At 56.4% G+C, this 15896-nt stretch carries 16 protein-coding genes; 8 read left to right on the forward strand and 8 right to left on the reverse strand.

Translation table 11 applies throughout. From position 1 onward, the window contains the following. Positions 1 to 95: 95 nt before the first annotated feature. On the forward strand, positions 96 to 1457 hold the full coding sequence (gene glmU / locus HV832_RS08915) for a bifunctional UDP-N-acetylglucosamine diphosphorylase/glucosamine-1-phosphate N-acetyltransferase GlmU (protein ID WP_176803321.1): 1362 nt from the start codon (positions 96 to 98) through the stop codon (positions 1455 to 1457). Between the two features lie 121 nt (positions 1458 to 1578). Here the strand turns inward: glmU and HV832_RS08920 are convergent, their stop codons facing one another. Further along, positions 1579 to 2340 (reverse strand): hypothetical protein, encoded by a 762-nt coding sequence (locus HV832_RS08920; RefSeq protein WP_176803324.1) that lies wholly within the window; start codon positions 2338 to 2340, stop codon positions 1579 to 1581. Positions 2341 to 2579: 239 nt separating this feature from the next. Between HV832_RS08920 and HV832_RS08925 the strand changes: the two genes are divergently transcribed. Beyond that, the gene (locus tag HV832_RS08925; RefSeq protein ID WP_176803326.1) at positions 2580 to 3335 is read left to right on the forward strand and encodes an AzlC family ABC transporter permease; all 756 of its coding nucleotides are present in this window, start codon (positions 2580 to 2582) and stop codon (positions 3333 to 3335) included. After that, on the forward strand, positions 3332 to 3655 hold the full coding sequence (locus HV832_RS08930) for an AzlD domain-containing protein (protein ID WP_176803328.1): 324 nt from the start codon (positions 3332 to 3334) through the stop codon (positions 3653 to 3655). The genes HV832_RS08925 and HV832_RS08930 overlap by 4 nt, the downstream gene beginning before the upstream one ends. 128 nt (positions 3656 to 3783) lie before the next feature. On the opposite strand, the gene HV832_RS08935 is transcribed toward HV832_RS08930, so the two are convergent. Genes HV832_RS08935 through HV832_RS08945 form a run of 3 tightly spaced genes read right to left on the reverse strand, consistent with a single transcriptional unit; the run spans position 3784 to position 5990 of the window. Beyond that, on the reverse strand, positions 3784 to 4602 hold the full coding sequence (locus HV832_RS08935) for an SDR family oxidoreductase (RefSeq protein ID WP_176803330.1): 819 nt from the start codon (positions 4600 to 4602) through the stop codon (positions 3784 to 3786). Beyond that, complete coding sequence (locus HV832_RS08940) at positions 4599 to 5354, reverse strand: class II aldolase/adducin family protein (RefSeq protein WP_176803332.1); 756 nt, start codon at positions 5352 to 5354, stop codon at positions 4599 to 4601. Before HV832_RS08940 ends, HV832_RS08935 begins: the two co-directional genes overlap by 4 nt. Positions 5355 to 5405: 51 nt before the next feature. Continuing rightward, the gene (locus tag HV832_RS08945; RefSeq protein ID WP_176803334.1) at positions 5406 to 5990 is read right to left on the reverse strand and encodes an HD domain-containing protein; all 585 of its coding nucleotides are present in this window, start codon (positions 5988 to 5990) and stop codon (positions 5406 to 5408) included. A 133-nt stretch (positions 5991 to 6123) separates the two neighbouring features. On the opposite strand from HV832_RS08945, the gene HV832_RS08950 reads away from it, so the two are divergent. Together HV832_RS08950 and HV832_RS08955 are read left to right on the forward strand one after the other, a co-directional pair. After that, positions 6124 to 6813, forward strand: a complete 690-nt coding sequence (locus tag HV832_RS08950; RefSeq protein ID WP_176803336.1) for a Crp/Fnr family transcriptional regulator — start codon at positions 6124 to 6126, stop codon at positions 6811 to 6813. 138 nt (positions 6814 to 6951) lie between these two features. Further along, entirely contained in the window at positions 6952 to 7794 is an 843-nt protein-coding gene (locus tag HV832_RS08955; RefSeq protein WP_176803339.1) for a substrate-binding periplasmic protein, read from the forward strand. A 33-nt stretch (positions 7795 to 7827) separates the two neighbouring features. Here HV832_RS08955 and HV832_RS08960 read toward each other — a convergent pair whose 3' ends face one another. Further along, positions 7828 to 8292: an Lrp/AsnC family transcriptional regulator gene (locus tag HV832_RS08960; RefSeq protein WP_218131997.1), complete on the reverse strand. Its 465-nt coding sequence runs from the start codon at positions 8290 to 8292 to the stop codon at positions 7828 to 7830. 169 nt (positions 8293 to 8461) lie between these two features. Here HV832_RS08960 and glmS point away from each other — a divergent pair, with 169 nt between their 5' ends. Further along, complete coding sequence (gene glmS / locus HV832_RS08965; RefSeq protein ID WP_176803341.1) at positions 8462 to 10279, forward strand: glutamine--fructose-6-phosphate transaminase (isomerizing); 1818 nt, start codon at positions 8462 to 8464, stop codon at positions 10277 to 10279. 237 nt (positions 10280 to 10516) lie between these two features. On the opposite strand, the gene HV832_RS08970 is transcribed toward glmS, so the two are convergent. The 3 genes from HV832_RS08970 to HV832_RS08980 form a co-directional block, all read right to left on the reverse strand. After that, positions 10517 to 11272 (reverse strand): class I SAM-dependent methyltransferase, encoded by a 756-nt coding sequence (locus tag HV832_RS08970; RefSeq protein WP_176803343.1) that lies wholly within the window; start codon positions 11270 to 11272, stop codon positions 10517 to 10519. A gap of 630 nt (positions 11273 to 11902) precedes the next feature. After that, positions 11903 to 12607: a hypothetical protein gene (locus HV832_RS08975; protein ID WP_176803345.1), complete on the reverse strand. Its 705-nt coding sequence runs from the start codon at positions 12605 to 12607 to the stop codon at positions 11903 to 11905. 149 nt (positions 12608 to 12756) lie between these two features. Next, a complete protein-coding gene (locus HV832_RS08980) occupies positions 12757 to 14154 on the reverse strand; it encodes a S8 family serine peptidase (RefSeq protein ID WP_223827190.1) in 1398 nt (465 codons plus the stop codon). Between the two features lie 107 nt (positions 14155 to 14261). Here HV832_RS08980 and HV832_RS08985 point away from each other — a divergent pair, with 107 nt between their 5' ends. Together HV832_RS08985 and HV832_RS08990 are read left to right on the forward strand one after the other, a co-directional pair. Beyond that, complete coding sequence (locus tag HV832_RS08985; protein ID WP_176803346.1) at positions 14262 to 14777, forward strand: RNA polymerase sigma factor; 516 nt, start codon at positions 14262 to 14264, stop codon at positions 14775 to 14777. Next, positions 14774 to 15604, forward strand: coding sequence for an anti-sigma factor (locus tag HV832_RS08990; protein ID WP_176803347.1), 831 nt, complete (start codon positions 14774 to 14776; stop codon positions 15602 to 15604). Before HV832_RS08985 ends, HV832_RS08990 begins: the two co-directional genes overlap by 4 nt. Positions 15605 to 15896 lie beyond the last annotated feature (292 nt).

Raw genomic sequence — 15896 nt, forward strand, 5'->3', positions numbered from 1 at the left:
GGTTTCCGGTTAGGATTTGCGCTGGCGCAGCATGGCTCACTGTCATGTGCATGTTAAAATTTTAAGTATTTCCCCATTTTTAAAAAACAGATGCTATGAATGTTGTGATTCTCGCTGCCGGCATGGGCAAACGCATGCAATCTTCGTTGCCGAAAGTATTGCACCCGCTCGCCGGAAAAGCATTGCTGCAGCATGTGATCGATACTGCGCGCAGCCTGCAGGCGCATTCGATTTGTGTGATTTACGGCCATGGCGGCGATCAGGTGTTGTCGGCGGTGGCTGCAGAAGATCTGAAATTTGCACGTCAGGAGCCGCAGCTTGGTACCGGTCATGCGGTGGCGCAGGCGATTCCGGTCCTGGATGACGCGGTACCGACCCTGGTGCTGTACGGCGATGTGCCGCTGACCACGACGTCCAGTCTGCAGCGTCTGGTGGATGTGGCAGGCCGCGACAAGCTGGCGATTCTGACGGCAGTCATGGATGACCCGACCGGGCTGGGTCGCATCGTGCGTGAAAATGGGCAGATCGTCCGGATTGTGGAACAGAAAGATGCCAGCGAGGCAGAGCGTGCGATCCGCGAAATCAATACCGGCATCATGATCGTGCCGACCCCGCAGCTCAGAGAGTGGCTCGGACAATTATCAAATAATAATGCGCAGGGCGAATATTATCTGACCGATATCGTCGCCAGCGCGGTGGCGGCCGGTGTACCGGTGGTGTCGGCGCAGCCCGGTGCGATCTGGGAAACGCTGGGTGTGAACAGCAAAGTGCAGCTGGCGGAACTGGAGCGCATCCATCAGGGCAATATTGCACGTCAGTTGCTGGAGCAGGGCGTGACGCTGATGGACCCGGCGCGTATCGATGTGCGCGGCAAGCTGGTCTGCGGACGGGATGTGACGATTGATGTCGGCTGCGTATTTGAAGGTACGGTCACGCTGGCAGATGGCGTCAGCATCGGCGCGCACAGCGTGCTGCGCAACGCACATATCGATGCCGGTGCCATTATCAGACCGTTCTGCCACATCGAAGATGCCACCGTCGGCGCGCAGGCCCAGATCGGCCCATACGCAAGACTGCGCCCAGGCACCATACTGGCCGAAGATGTGCATATCGGGAATTTCGTCGAGGTCAAAAACAGCCAGATTGCTGCCCACAGCAAGGCCAATCATCTGGCGTATATCGGCGACGCCACGGTCGGCAGCCGCGTCAATATCGGTGCCGGCACCATCACCTGCAATTACGATGGCGCCAATAAATTCCGTACCGTGATCGAAGATGATGCCTTTATCGGCAGCGACACCCAGCTGGTAGCGCCGGTACGGGTCGGCAAGGGCGCAACGCTGGGCGCCGGCACCACGCTGACGAAGGACGCGCCGGAAGGCAAGCTGACGGTCTCCCGTGCGCGGCAGATCACGATCGACAACTGGCAACGTCCGGTCAAACTCAAGAAAGTATAAATAATAGACGGTGGCAGTACGCCCGGTACGCAGGGTATTGCTTCGTCAACCGGCCTGCACAACAGAATGTGTCGGCCGGTTTTTTATTTTGCGGGATGTCGCGGATGGCGATGATTGCTCCTCACAGGCCGCTGTCGGGATAACGCATCAACAGTTGTTGCGCTGCGCCAGCCTGTGGCGTCTGCTTGCTGACGGCCTGTTCCAGATATTGTTTTGCGACCTCAGGCTGGTGCCTGGCGATGGCAAGCCGTGCGGCCCGCAGCCAGACGGCGCCACGAAATGGCAGACCGCTTTCCTCAAACGAGCTGTCATTCAGAATCTGTTGCAGCAATTGCGTCCCCTGTGTCTGACGCTGCATCGCTTCCGGTAATGCCAGAAAGGTATTGGCGGCGACAAATTCGATTTCCAGCGCTACCGGTACCTGGCCGTGCCGCTCGCTGCGGAATTCCGGTGCTATTTGCAAGGCCTGATCCAGCAATGCCATGCCTTGTTGCAAATGGTTTGCCTGTGCATGGCGGTCGCGATCTGTTGCCGCCAGTTTGCTGGTGGCGGCACCGCTGTATGCCATCAGCAGCGGATTGCCGGGTTCTTGCTGCAACAAGCTGGAAAAGCCCGCCGCTGCCCGTTGCATTGACTGGCAGTTTTGCTCGGACTCTGCCTGCTGCAATGAATTGACCATGTCCTGATGCAGCCAGGCAGCGACAGCCTGTTCGGCACGCGCCTGCACCGAACACGGTGTTTCCGTGGTCAGCTGTTGCATTGCCTGCCGGAACGCAGTTTCGGAAAATGCCATTGCCTGGGGGCTCAAAGCCAGATTGCCAGCCAGGGCCAGTCCCGACCACTGAAGGTAGCGAAAAAAACGGGAAGCGGATGTATTTGCCATGATGTACTCCTGAAAGGTGAAAAGGTTGTCGGTCACTGCCACCGCAGAATAGGTATGCCGCTTCGCTGCTGCCAGCCGGATGCGATAAAGCGCGGGTTTGGGTCGTGAACTGTGCACCTGGTACCGTGAACGGGGACTGTCTTGTGGCGTTATCGGATGGCTGAGCAAACTAATTTCACCTTTCCGGCGACATGAAAAACGGATCTGCCCCATGTATACTCGGCGTCATAGGAGTCTGTATGAAATCTGTAACCGTTTTATCTTCCCGTCAGCAAAAAACCGGTATGTTGCTGCGCGGTGCGCGCGATACGTTGCCGATGCTGGTCGGTGCGGCGCCGTTCGGCATGATCTTTGGTGCACTGGTGGCGACCAGTCCGATGCTGCCGTGGCACGGGCAACTGATGTCGCTGACGGTGTATGCCGGATCGAGTCAGTTTATTGCCGCCGGCCTGGTCGCCAGCCATACCGGCATGCTGGTGATCTGGCTCACCACGCTGATCGTGAATCTGCGCCATATGCTGTATGCCGCCACTCTGTTGCCGCATGTGGCGCATCTGTCGTCGCGCTGGCGCTGGCTGCTCGGATTTTTGCTGACTGATGAAACCTTTGCGGTCGTCGCCGGTTACCATCAGCGCGTTTTGTCAGCGGATGAACAACGCTATGCACACTGGTATTTTCTGGGGTCGGGGCTGGCGATGTACGGCAACTGGCAGGTCTGGACGCTGGTGGGTCTGCTGTTTGGCACCTTATTTCCGCAGTTGCAGAATATGGGTCTGGACTACGCGATGGTGGCGACGTTTCTTGCCATTGTCGTGCCGCAGCTGTCGCGCATACCTCAGCTGGCAGCGGCGCTGGCAGCGGGCAGTTTTGCCTACCTGTTGCAGGGCATGCCTTACAAGCTGGGCTTGATGGCGGCAGTGCTGATCGGTGTTTTAACCGGCATGGCCTTGTCGAAGCGCGGTGCGCAAGACGGTCAAAAGGGGGGCGCAGCATGAATTACGCACTGATGATTGGCGGCATGGCAGTGGTGACTGTGCTGGTGAAGGCGCTCTTTTTTATTCTCGGCGACCGCATCGTATTCCCCCGCTGGCTCAGTCTGGCGCTGAGTTTTGTGCCGGTCACGGTGCTGACGGCGATCATCACGCCGATGATTCTGGCGCCGCATGATAAAGGTCTGGAACTCACTACCCATAATCCGCAATTACTGGCATCGTTGGTGACGATCGTGGTTTGCGTACTGAGCCGCCGTCAGATGCTGACGATCGTGGCAGGTTTGCTGAGTTTTTTCTTTTTCCAGTGGCAGCTGGCGCACTGACAAACTGAAGTATTTGAAATGCTAAAACGTATTCAAAGATTTTCCGGTGCGGTTGTATCGGCTGTATGTGACAACCACACCGGACGCCGGATGTACAACCCGATCGTCCGGCTGGCGACCTGACCCGGTTAATGCGGCCTGACTTCTTTTTTCAGTGCCGCCATCGCCATTTTATCAACCAACGCTGGCGCTAACAGTTTCAGCCAGCGTCCCAGTTTCCCTTTGCCGGTCATCACCACATCGCGCTGCCGCTGTTCCATACCATGCAGGATCAGCCGCGCGCATTCTTCCACCGGCATGGCATCGTCTTCTTTCAGGCCGCTGCTGCCCGCGGCTTCACCGGCAGCGTTGTAGCCGTGATAGCGAATGCGCGTGGCGACCACGCCGGGATACGCGAGTGTGACGCTGACGCCGGCTTCGGCAAGCTCGGTACGCAGGCTTTCAAAAAAACCGTTCATGGCAAATTTGCTGGCGCTGTATGCTGTCCGGCCGGGAACGCCGATCAGTCCGGCAAGGGAAGACACGGCGACGATGCTGCCCCGCGACTGTTTCAGATATGGCAGCGCCGCGTGGGTGCACCACAGGCTGCCCCAGAAATTAATCCGCATCAGTTCTTCGTACCAGCCGAGGTTTTCCACGTCGCTGAATAAGGCCTGCGCCGATTTGCCGGCGTTATTGATCAGCGCATCAATCCGGCCGTAGCTGGCAACGGCAGTCTGTATCAGGTGGCGGCAATCGGCTTCGATGCCGACATCCGTTCTCACGACCAGACAGCTGGCGCCTGACTGGCGGCATGCGCTGGCAACCTGTTGCAAGGCTTCGGTGTTGCGCGCCGCCAGCACCAGCGCCACGCTGCTGCCATGCCGTTGCGCCAGCTGGCGCGCCATTTCAGCACCGATGCCGTCCGAACTGCCGGTAATAATGACAACCTGCTGTGACTGGCTCATGATTTGTAGCTTTCATCCATGCGATCGAGCTTGCGGATCAGCGATGGCCAGACAAACGCACCGCCGAGGCCGCCGGTCTGTACCCGCATCGATTCCGCCACGCCTGACACGATCGCCGGATTCACATGCACCAGCTCACCGCCAGCCTGCGCCGCCAGCTGGATCTGGCAGGTGGCTTCAAAGGTGTACATTGAGAGAAACGCATCCGCAATGCTTTTGCCGACGGTCAGCAGGCCGTGGTTGCGCAGCATGAGGAAATTGGCATGACCCATATCCGCCTGCAGGCGTGGTTTTTCTTCATCGCGGAAAGCGACGCCTTCGTAATCGTGATAAGCGAGCGAAGCCAGCACAAACGTCGATTGCTGGGACAGCGGCAGCACGCCGCAGCGCTGGGCGCTGACGGCCACACCGGCTCTGGTATGGGTGTGCAGCACGCACTGCACATCTTCCCGCGCTGCATGTACGGCGCTGTGAATCACAAAGCCGGCCGGATTCACGGGAAACGGCGAATCAATCACCTTGTTGCACTGCTGATCGACTTTCACCAGCGACGACGCGGTGATTTCATCAAACATCAGGCCGTAAGGATTAATCAGGAAATGATGCTCCGGTCCCGGCAGCCGGGCGCTGATATGGGTGAAAACCAGATCGCTCCAGCCATACGCGGCAACCAGCCGGTAGCAGGCGGCCAGATCAACCCGTAATTGCCATTCTTCGGCACTGACCTGATCTTTGAGGGAAGGGATATGCATGGTGTCTCCGTGAGTTTGAATGTGTCGGTATGTTGAAATCGTGGTTCGCAATCAGGACTGCCCTTTCATCGCCGCTTTGTAAATCGTATTGCGCGGCTGCGCAAACAGGCGCCGCAGCATCGGCTCGAATTCAATGACAGGAAAGGTTTCGGCATGGGCGTCAAAGGCCGGGTTGTCGTACAGCGCACAGAATTCTGCAGTACGTTCAAAATGCGGATGCCCACGGAATTGCTCGCGCATGTCGCGATCCATGCCGATGTGATGGAAAAAATAATAGCCCTGAAAAATACCGTGGTTCTGCACCATCCACAGGTTTTCCTCACTGACAAAAGGTTTCAGGATAGCAGCAGCAATATCGGGATGATTGAAGCTGCCCAGCGTGTCGCCAATATCGTGCAGCAGTGCGCAGCACACATATTCCTCGTCCCGGCCGTCGCGCAGGGCACGGGTCGCGGTTTGCAGCGAATGGGTGTAGCGATCGACCGGAAAGCCGCCGTAATCGCCTTCGAGTAATTGCAGGTGACGGATCACACGTTCTGGCAAGCCCTGGGCAAACTGCCGGAATTCGGTGCCGATGATCTGCCAGTCCTCCTGGGTGCTGTCTTCCATGCGGGTGAAATGCGCGCGGTGGTGCATGCTGGTCTCCTGTGTTTTTATAAAAATTGAATGAGGTTTGACTGAAACAGCCGGATGGCACCACCTTAACGCGCTGACCAGCGACAAACTGTCAAATATTTTACAATCAGGCAGATTCTTCATGGAGCCCCGCATGCCGTCTGCCTTCAGCCTGTCAGTCCTGTTGCACAACCCGTGGTTTGCCGCGCTGTCAGCCGGATTGCGGCGTGACATGCTGGCGGCGACCGAACGCCGGCATTTGCAACCAGGCGAGATGCTGTTCCGGCAAGGACATGTGCCGGACGGTTTTTATGCTCTGCTACAGGGCAAACTCAAGATGTCGACCCTGAACGAAGACGGACGCGAGGCGATCCTGACTATGCTCGATGTCGGCACCTGGTTTGGTGAAATTTCGCTGATCGATGGTCAGCCGCGCACGCACGATGCCACTGCTGTCGGCCATGCAGAGATTCTGGTTATGCCGCCACCGGTGTTCGGGCAGCTCATGGAACAGGCCGAATTTGCCGGTGCGGTGGCGCGGATGCTGGCGGCGCGCATCCGGCTGCTGTACGGACTGGTGGAGGACGCCAGTCTGCGTTCGGTCCGGCACCGGGTGGCGCGGCGGCTGGTGCTGCTGTCTAACAGTCATATACCGGTGTCGCACGATGGCCCGGCAGCGATCCCGGTCACTCAGGAATCGCTGGCGATGATGCTGGGAATCAGTCGCCAGAGCTTATCGAAAGAGCTGAAGTTTTTTGAACAGCAGGGCGCGCTGACACTGGGTTACGGTCAGATCAGCCTGTTGTCTGTCGCATTATTGACACGTCTCAGCGAAACAGACTGATCGTTTGCCTGACAAGACATTTCCGGTCGCCACAGAGGTTTGTTAAAGATTGCAAATAAATTGTTTCTTACAGGTATTTTTCGAAAATTCCAGCTATGTTGCAATTCATGGGAGATCAATGCACGATGAAAATAACTGATGTGTGCACGTAACCGATTCATAATCAATATGTGGAATGTCTGGCGTGATTGCTTGCTGAGCCTGACTCTGATTCTGAGCACAACGGCTGCCGGGGCGCATTGTTCGCGTCCGATTACTGTGCCGGTCGCACCGACCGGCTTTAGCGTGATCATCAACGGCGATATCATTTCTGGTATTTACCCAGAATTACTCACCTCCCTCAGCAGCAAAGAAAAATGTGAATTCGTTATCACGCCTGTTCCACGTGCACGGCTGGAAATGATGTTCGACAATGGTCAGGCAGACATTCTGATCCCTGCTGCACGAACGCCGAGGCGCGATCAGTCCGGTATTTTCATTCCCCTGATTTATTACCGCGCCATGCTGATCGCTGTCCATCCGCAACAGAATCCCCCCCAAAATTTTAAAGAATTGCTGGACCAGACGTCGGTTCGCCTGAGTGTCGTGCGAGGATTTGATTATGGAGAAGGCTACCAGAGTCTGATCAGCGAATTGCAAAAACAGGGGCGTCTGAGAATCGAAGCAGATCCTGTGTCGGTGGCGCGGATATTAAAATCCGGCGCCGCCGATTACACGCTGATGACGCCATCGATCTTTGCCGGAACTGTGCTGTCGGATGCGCGGGTTGGAGACATGATGAATAAACTGGAATACATTTCACTGGCAGAGTTACCGTGGAGTGATTCTGGTGTTTATCTGTCACGTAAATCACTGAGAGCGGAAGATCTGGCAGCGCTGACAGAGATGTTTGAGCGCGTGGGAAATTCTGGTTTGGTCTGGAAAGGCTTTCAGCGTTATTACAAAAAAGAAGTGCTGAAAGAAAGTATCCGGCCGCGATGATTGCGAATACGGCATCGCTGTGACATCAGCACATCAGCTCAGGCTGATCCGGGTTTCAAATTTGCTGCGGAATACCGAGAAAAAACTGCGCACATTACGGATATTGTGCTGAGTCGCAAACAACCGGTGCGCCAGCGCGTGATAGGCATTCATATCTGCTACTTGAATGATCAGTACAAAGTCCGGTCCCGGCGAAACCCGGTAGCACTGCTGTACCGCAGCTTCTGTGGTCACTGTCTGCTCAAATTCGATCAGCTTCTCCGTCGCCTGCTGATCCAGCGTGATTTCCACAATCGCCGTCAGCCCGGCGCCGACCTTGTCCGGCGCCAGAATCGCTACCTGACGGGCGATCACGCCCTCATTCATCAGACGCCGCACCCGCCGCAGACAGGTCGGCGCGGACGCATGCACCCGTTCCGCCAGCGCGTGATTGGTCAGGGTGGCATCGAGCTGCAACTGCTGCAAAATCCGTTTATCGAGTTCATCGAGGAGAATCATAGATGGCCAATATGAAATAATATTTCAAAATAAAATTATAAATGGAATTTAAAAACATAACAAAAAACAATTTTCAAGAAATTTCAAAAATAGATCTATTTTGAAAGAAAGTATCGCGGTAACTGCTTTAGCATCATCACATTCTTGATTCATCTGATAAGAGGACATTATGTGCGGTATCGTCGGCGCAGTTGCACAACGTAATATCACCCCTGTATTGCTGGAAGGCTTAAAACGTCTTGAATACCGCGGCTATGATTCCTGCGGCGTCGCCCTGCATGTGGACGGCAGATTGCAGCGCTCGCGCAGCACCTCCCGTGTGGCGGAGCTGCAGGCGCAGGTGGAGCAAAGCGGTCTCGCTGGTTTTACCGGCATCGCCCACACCCGCTGGGCCACGCACGGCGTGCCATCCTCCGCCAATGCGCATCCGCATTTTTCCCGCGAACGGATTGCGCTGGTGCATAACGGCATCATTGAAAACCACGAAGAACTGCGTGCCGAACTGATGGCCGCCGGCTATGTGTTTGAAAGCCAGACTGATACCGAAGTGATTGCGCATCTGGTCGATCACCTGTATCAGGGCGATCTGTTTGAATGCGTGCAGCAGGCCGTCAGACGTCTGACCGGGGCTTACGCGATTGCCGTTTTTTGCCGTGACGAGCCGCACCGCGTAATCGGTGCACGCCAGGGCTCACCGCTGATCGTCGGCATCGGACAAGGGGAGAATTTCCTCGCCTCCGACGCGATGGCGCTGGCAGGCACCACCGACCAGATTATTTACCTGGAAGAAGGCGACGTGGTTGACCTGCAATTGCAGCGCTGCTGGATCGTCGATGCTGACGGCAAAGCCGTGCAGCGCGAAGTGCGCACCGTGCATGCGCACAGCGGCGCTGCCGAGCTCGGCCCTTACCGGCACTACATGCAGAAAGAAATTTTTGAACAGCCGCGTGCCATCAGCGACACCCTGGAAGGTGTCAGCAACATCATGCCGGAATTATTCGGTGATCAGGCATACGGTATTTTTAAAAAAATTGACTCTATATTGATCCTCGCCTGCGGCACCAGCTACTACGCCGGTCTGACCGCCAAATACTGGCTCGAATCCATCGCCAGAATTCCGGTCAATGTGGAAATCGCCAGCGAATACCGTTACCGCGAGAGCGTGCCCAATCCGGCGACACTGGTGGTCACCATTTCCCAGAGCGGTGAAACCGCCGATACGCTGGCCGCCCTGAAACACGCGCGCAGCCTCGGCATGCAACACACGCTGACGATCTGTAATGTCTCCACCAGCGCCATGGTGCGCGAATGCGTGCTGTCCTACATCACCCACGCCGGTGTTGAAGTCGGTGTGGCGTCCACCAAGGCATTCACCACCCAGCTCACCGCTTTATTCCTGCTGACGCTGACGCTGGCACAAAGCAAAGGGCGGCTGAGTGATGCCGATGAAGCCGATCACATTAAAGCTCTGCGCCACCTGCCGCTCGCCATCAGCGCCGTGCTGGCGCTGGAACCACAGATCATCGCCTGGGCAGAAGAATTTGCCAACAAAGAAAACGCCTTGTTCCTCGGTCGCGGCCTGCATTACCCGATCGCACTGGAAGGCGCGCTGAAGCTCAAAGAAATTTCCTACATCCACGCAGAGGCCTACCCCGCCGGCGAGCTCAAGCACGGCCCGCTGGCACTCGTGACCAAGGAAATGCCCGTGGTGACCGTAGCGCCGAACGATGCGCTGATCGAAAAACTCAAATCCAACATGCAGGAAGTCCGCGCGCGCGGCGGCGAACTCTACGTCTTTGCTGACGCCGATTCACGCATCAGCTCCAGCGAAGGCGTCCACGTTATCCGTATGCCAGAACACTACGGCCAGCTCTCCGCCATCCTGCACGTGATCCCGCTGCAACTACTCGCCTATCACACCGCCCTGGCTCGCGGTACGGACGTCGATAAGCCCCGTAATCTGGCCAAATCGGTAACGGTTGAGTAATGTCGTTATGTGGGAGTGTGACTAATGTGGACAGATAATAATGTCTGCCACAACAGCATGGCCACACTCAATCATATCGACCCCAACGATCTCCAATAATTGGGCTATCTGGCAGCTCAGATATTGAAAATTTAACGCCAGGAGCCTGATTGCCTTCCCGTAAAGTTGCATCAATAATATTTACTTTATGCATCAGTCTGAGCTTTCATTTGATTTTTATTAAATTCTGACTTGGTACTACAAAATTCGTCCCGCAACAACAGCAATCGGCATATCAATATTGATTAGCTGATATTGACTGAACCTCTTTTTTGCCGAAGAAATTAAGTTGGTCAATTCAGAACATTTAGCTTCATCCTGAAGTGCACGTTTATATGAAGACCAAGTTTGGAGGTAACCAATTAATTGATTGATACTCCACTTTTCTTCAATAGAAAACTCAGGTGCCTCTATCTTTTTAAATGGAAATGAAACATCATGACTAGCATATCCATCCCAAAGAATTTTATTATTTGCAGCCCAATACGGCGAAACAATCTCCCTGAGTGGCATTACAAATTGTTCGAAAATTTCTTTATCACAGTCAAACCATGCGTAGCCCCAAGCACAAAAAAAAGCATCCGGCTTTGCAACTCTTTTGACTTCTGTCCAAAATTTACTGTAATCAAACCAATGTAATGCCTGCGCAACCGTAATCAAATCAAATTGTTTTTCTTTAAATATAGTTTTTTCTGCTGGTTGTGCTGAATAAACTATATTGGGGGCCTCTAACCCTTGTGATACTTGCTCCGAACTTATGTCCGTTGCCTGAACGACCGAGAAGTACTTGGCTAAGTCTACTGCGGCTTGACCATTTCCCGTAGCGCAATCCCAAACCTGTTCTTTGGTATAAACGTTTTGCAACATCCAATCATAAAAAGCGCGTGGATAACGTGGTCGAGCTTGCACGTATTCGTCAGAACGTTCCGCAAAAGTATTGGCAAATTGAGTCATATTCTTATTCCTTTTAAATTCACTATAATCGTTTACCAAGACGGCTTAAATAATCGTCACCGCGTTCCACGACGTCAATATCGGTAGATAAATTAACCAAATGATAAATGCATTCAGAATGCATTCAATTTAGGTCCATTTCAAAAAATAAACCATTGTTATGAATTTCTCCCTTATTAATATTAATTCTGTGCTAAGCGCGTTGCCCAGGCATGAGATATCTACGCCAAAATTGCCGACGCTCAATTTGAGCCAAAACTGGAGGTAGGATTGTGTGCCGCGATCATCAATTCATTTGTTGAGATACGCAATCCACATCGGCACCTCGAGCGGCACGTTCAAGCGTCGAGGACCAATTTCATATATGGGTCTCTATGGGAAGGTTCAATATATTGCCGAAATACTTCTATATGTAATGCTCGAGAAGAGTTATGGGATATTTGCTCTCTTCAAGTGTGCCAGCGAATTGAATTTGCGGGTCTCCTGTAAATGATCCGGCGAAAGATGGGCATATCGCCTCTTCGAGAAGGGACTTCAGGCACTCAGTGAAAAGCGGCGACCCGCAGGGTCGCCGCTTGGCTGTTGTCTGGCACATCAGATCAGCGGCCACAAGGCCGCGCCACAGCCGCTTTAGTTTTTGTAGCTGGCGTCCGCTGTCGCATTGCCGGAAGCCGAAGCGCTCCCGCCGGCACGCACGCTGGCGCTTGGCATCGGCATTTGCGAGACAGCATCCGCGCCATTGGACACCACGCTTGTGCTGCGATCGCGCGCACCGATGGCGGTGGCGGCAGCAGCGCCACCGGCGGCATCGGCATTGCCGGTTTCCACCGCTTGCGTTTTGCCTGCGGCTACTGCGTATTGCGCATCACTGCGGCTTTGCTGCTGCACCGCACCGGCTTGACCGCGCACTTTCGATATTGCATCACCCTGCGCCCCGGCATTGCCTTGCACGAAACCATTGGCCGTGCCGCTGGCCGCTGCGCCGTTCTGCCCAGGACCAGCGTGCAGTGTGGCGTTATCGGAGCCGTTGGCCTTGATCCGCGCGGAAGACGCGCTGCGCACTGTACTGACAGCTGCATCGTCGCTGCCGCCGGTGGCATTACCCACTGCTGCCGCATCGCCCGCCAATCTGCCGCGCCCGGTTTGTTCTGTCGCGATCCCCGGCGTGCCGCGCATCACATTGAGCGAATTGAATGCGCTGCCGCCCAGGGAACCGCCAGCGCCGCCCAAGCCGCCCAAGCCGCCCAGCCCGCCCAAGCCGGCGGCGTAGCTGGAAACGCTCAGCACCAGGCTGGCAAAAGTGCCTGCAATACGAAGGGTTGAAATAGAGGTCATGGTATTTCTCCTTGAAATTGCTGCGGACCATCCGCAGCTTCTTTGCAAGGAAAACGTCGGCCGGCCCCTATTCCATCCATCGCCATCAATATATTTTTCAACGAATTTGTAAGCGGATGTGACGAACTTTGATAGCAACGACGGCAAGCTTAGCGAAAACTATCAGGTTCGACGCGGTAGGCCTCACCCAGTACGCCATATCCCAACTCCTTGCTCATCAGCGGAGGGTGCCCGGCCGTCGCTAATCCGATCAACGAGGCCAGCGCCTTCTTGGCGGCCTGCGCATCCGGCAGCGGTAAATAGGCAGCAGCCATCGCTGCAACGATAGGAGCAGCAAACGAGGTGCCGCGCACGATGCGGAAGGGAGGCGTCCCCGGGGTGGCGACGACCATATTGGCGCCGGGAGCGGCAAACATCACTTGCGCGCCGCGCGCCGCCTCGGGCAGGGGGCGGCGCGCGGCGTCCACGGCGCTAACGCCGATCACCCCGGCATAACTTGCAGGATATAGCGGCGGCGCTGCGGGCCCGTCGTTGCCGACCGCCGCCACCAGCAGATGTCCGCGGCGGAGTAATGCTCCCACCATGGTTTCCAGCGCCTGGTTCGGCGGGCCAACAATGCTGAGATTGATGACGGCCACTTTTTCCGCGGCCAACCAGGCTAATGCATCGGCAATTTTGTCCAGAGCACCGCCCGTCGCGCTACCGCAATAAATGTCGGCCGCATACAGCGTCGCCCCGGGTTGCACGCCATTGAAGTGCTTGTCATGGCCCGCCATCAGCGAAGCCACAGCGGTACCGTGCTCGCTGGGCACTTCCTTGCCGTCACAGCCATGGCGATGAATGACTCCGTCCTTGAAAACCGCATGCCTGGCCCACAAGCCGCCATCCACCAAGCCCACCCGAACCTCTTGCGACGCAAGCTTTGCGGGCGACGCGTCGCCTGTCATCGGAACGGCGGCGACTACAGCCGACGCCGTAGTGGACGCGGAAGTGACAAACTCTGCGCGTGCCGCGCTTTCCAGATAAATGTGGTTGAAGTCGAACACGGTGGCGGGACTCAAGGCTCGCAGGCTTTCCAAGGCCGCAGCCGTCTCCACCGTATCGGGCACGCGGATCACGAGCAAGTTTTGTTCTAGCCCGGCGAACCGGCGTGTGCGCACAATCTCGAAACCGGCAGCACGGATCGCTGCCAGGCTGGCGACATCAGGCGTCCATGCCACAATTTCATGGCGTACTATGGGTTCACCACGCGGATCGGCTTCCAGTTCCTTGTGCCGTTCGCGCAACAATTGCCTGACGTTGGCGAGCCGCGCTTCGGCCAGATTCAGGCTATCCCCCAACTCGTCCGCCCTTAGCAAGCTGTCTGCGCGTGCCCGCAGTTGGCCCATGTCCAAAGCTTTCAAATTCGGCGTGCCGGGCAGATTGACTGGCGGCAAGCGCAATTGGGCATGAACCGTAGCGCAGGCACAACACAGCAGCACGGCCACGCAACGGCCAAGCCAAAAAACCAAGCATCCTGAGTAGGATTCTCTCTTAGAAAATTGCATAATTAACCAAATGTCCAATAGGGCGAGCTCTTACAGCTTAGCCTTGCAGTAATTTAACGACCCAGACATGGAATAAAATCCCTCGCAGCGTCGTTTTACCTATAACTATGACTCAAAACATCGCCGACATCCATGCCGACATCGCCGCTTTGCTACCCCGGCTGCGCCGTTTCGGCCGCGCCGTGACCAGGAACAAGGAAGACGCAGACGACTTGGTACAGGTCGCCGTCGAGCGAGCCCTGCTACATACCGGACAATGGGAGCCGGGCACCCGGCTGGACAGTTGGTTGTTTCGCATCATGAAGAATGCCTGGATAGACGAAGTCAGGGGACGCGCGCGGCGCGGACAAGTCTTGGCGCCGGCAGAAGCGGGAGAGCACGTCGGCAGCGATCCTAGCGAAGCCTATGTGCACAGGCTTGCCGTCCAGCAAGCTGTGGGCATGCTCCATGAAGACCACAGGTTGGTGGTCGGCCTGGTGTTGATCGACGGCATGTCGTACAAGGATGCGGCACAAGTGCTGGAAATTCCGGTTGGCACCTTGACCAGCCGCCTGGCGCGTGCGCGCGAAAGTTTGCAGGCCCTGCTATCGGAGGCCGGTGCGATGACGAGGATGAAGCAATGAATTTCAGCGATGAAACCCTGATGGCCTATGCCGACGGCGAACTGGACGAAGTGACCAGCGCGCAAATAGTGGCGGTGCTGGCCAAGGATGCCGAGCTGGCGGAACGCGTAGCACGGCACCAAGCCTTGCGGGCCGACGTGTTTGCCGCCTTCGCCGAGGTCGTCGACGAACCCGTGCCGGAAGCGCTGCAACGATTGTTGGCTTCTGCACAAGCGCCTTCGCCAGTCACGCAGCAAGCCCCAGTGCAAGCAGTGTCGCCGCTGGAAGCGGCGCGCGCCAAACGAGCCCAGAGCAGCGCCAACATGAAAGACCGCTTGGCGCGCTGGTCGTGGCCGGAATGGGGCGCGCTGACGGCCAGCCTGGTCGTGGGCGTCTTGGCGGGCAACCTAGATTGGAAGCAAGCTGGGCAGCCGTCTGGCGAGCATGGTGGCTTGCTGGCGGCCGCGAACGGACATGTCACTGCACAGGGGAAACTGGCCGAGGCGCTGACGCGGCAGCTAGCCAGCGCGCCAATCCAGGGTGATCCAGTTGCCATCGGTGTCAGCTTCCGCGACAAGAGCGGTCAATATTGCCGCAGCTTTGTGGTCGGGGCGAGCACCGCGGGGGTGGATGACCGTATGGCGGGCCTGGCCTGCAGGTCCAAGGACAAGGACGAGTGGAATATTGCCGTCGTCGCACAACAGGCAGCGCCGGCCGTCGGTTCCTATCGTACGGCGGCTGCCGAGCTGCCGTCCGCCGTGCTGCAAGCCATCGACGAGCGCATCGCCGGCCAGAGCCTGGATGCGCAAGCGGAGCAAGCTGCGCAAGCGCGGGGCTGGCGACCCTGATTCTTAGACAAGCGTCGCCTGCATTAGGCTAGGTCGGAGTCTGCGTTGGTCATGGCGAGGGAACCCCATTGGCATGCGGCGCAAGCTGGTTCAGCTCGGCCACGCACAGTCAGGGTGAGTGCGCCGTGGTCGACATAATTTCCGTTCTGCACCCTTGCAAGTGTCGTCATCGGGGGGAGGCCCCTGCGGACGGGGCATGCGACCAACTTTATTGGGCATATCACGCACAGGATCAGTCATTTGAATTACCTCCCGACTTTACAGAAAATGTCGTTCTCCGTAGAGTCAATAG

Source organism: Cognatundibacterium oligocarboniphilum (genome assembly GCF_013377855.1).
Classification (GTDB): Bacteria; Pseudomonadota; Gammaproteobacteria; order Burkholderiales; family Burkholderiaceae_D; genus Undibacterium; species Undibacterium oligocarboniphilum.

Bases quoted from the DNA above. Each gene is read 5' to 3' on its own strand.
- glmU (WP_176803321.1), top strand. From the start codon at position 96: ATGAATGTTGTGATTCTCGCTGCCGGCATGGGCAAACGCATGCAATCT.
- HV832_RS08920 (WP_176803324.1), bottom strand. From the start codon at position 2,340: ATGGCAAATACATCCGCTTCCCGTTTTTTTCGCTACCTTCAGTGGTCG.
- HV832_RS08925 (WP_176803326.1), top strand. From the start codon at position 2,580: ATGAAATCTGTAACCGTTTTATCTTCCCGTCAGCAAAAAACCGGTATG.
- HV832_RS08930 (WP_176803328.1), top strand. From the start codon at position 3,332: ATGAATTACGCACTGATGATTGGCGGCATGGCAGTGGTGACTGTGCTG.
- HV832_RS08935 (WP_176803330.1), bottom strand. From the start codon at position 4,602: ATGAGCCAGTCACAGCAGGTTGTCATTATTACCGGCAGTTCGGACGGC.
- HV832_RS08940 (WP_176803332.1), bottom strand. From the start codon at position 5,354: ATGCATATCCCTTCCCTCAAAGATCAGGTCAGTGCCGAAGAATGGCAA.
- HV832_RS08945 (WP_176803334.1), bottom strand. From the start codon at position 5,990: ATGCACCACCGCGCGCATTTCACCCGCATGGAAGACAGCACCCAGGAG.
- HV832_RS08950 (WP_176803336.1), top strand. From the start codon at position 6,124: ATGCCGTCTGCCTTCAGCCTGTCAGTCCTGTTGCACAACCCGTGGTTT.
- HV832_RS08955 (WP_176803339.1), top strand. From the start codon at position 6,952: ATGTGTGCACGTAACCGATTCATAATCAATATGTGGAATGTCTGGCGT.
- HV832_RS08960 (WP_218131997.1), bottom strand. From the start codon at position 8,292: ATGATTCTCCTCGATGAACTCGATAAACGGATTTTGCAGCAGTTGCAG.
- glmS (WP_176803341.1), top strand. From the start codon at position 8,462: ATGTGCGGTATCGTCGGCGCAGTTGCACAACGTAATATCACCCCTGTA.
- HV832_RS08970 (WP_176803343.1), bottom strand. From the start codon at position 11,272: ATGACTCAATTTGCCAATACTTTTGCGGAACGTTCTGACGAATACGTG.
- HV832_RS08975 (WP_176803345.1), bottom strand. From the start codon at position 12,607: ATGACCTCTATTTCAACCCTTCGTATTGCAGGCACTTTTGCCAGCCTG.
- HV832_RS08980 (WP_223827190.1), bottom strand. From the start codon at position 14,154: ATGCAATTTTCTAAGAGAGAATCCTACTCAGGATGCTTGGTTTTTTGG.
- HV832_RS08985 (WP_176803346.1), top strand. From the start codon at position 14,262: ATGACTCAAAACATCGCCGACATCCATGCCGACATCGCCGCTTTGCTA.
- HV832_RS08990 (WP_176803347.1), top strand. From the start codon at position 14,774: ATGAATTTCAGCGATGAAACCCTGATGGCCTATGCCGACGGCGAACTG.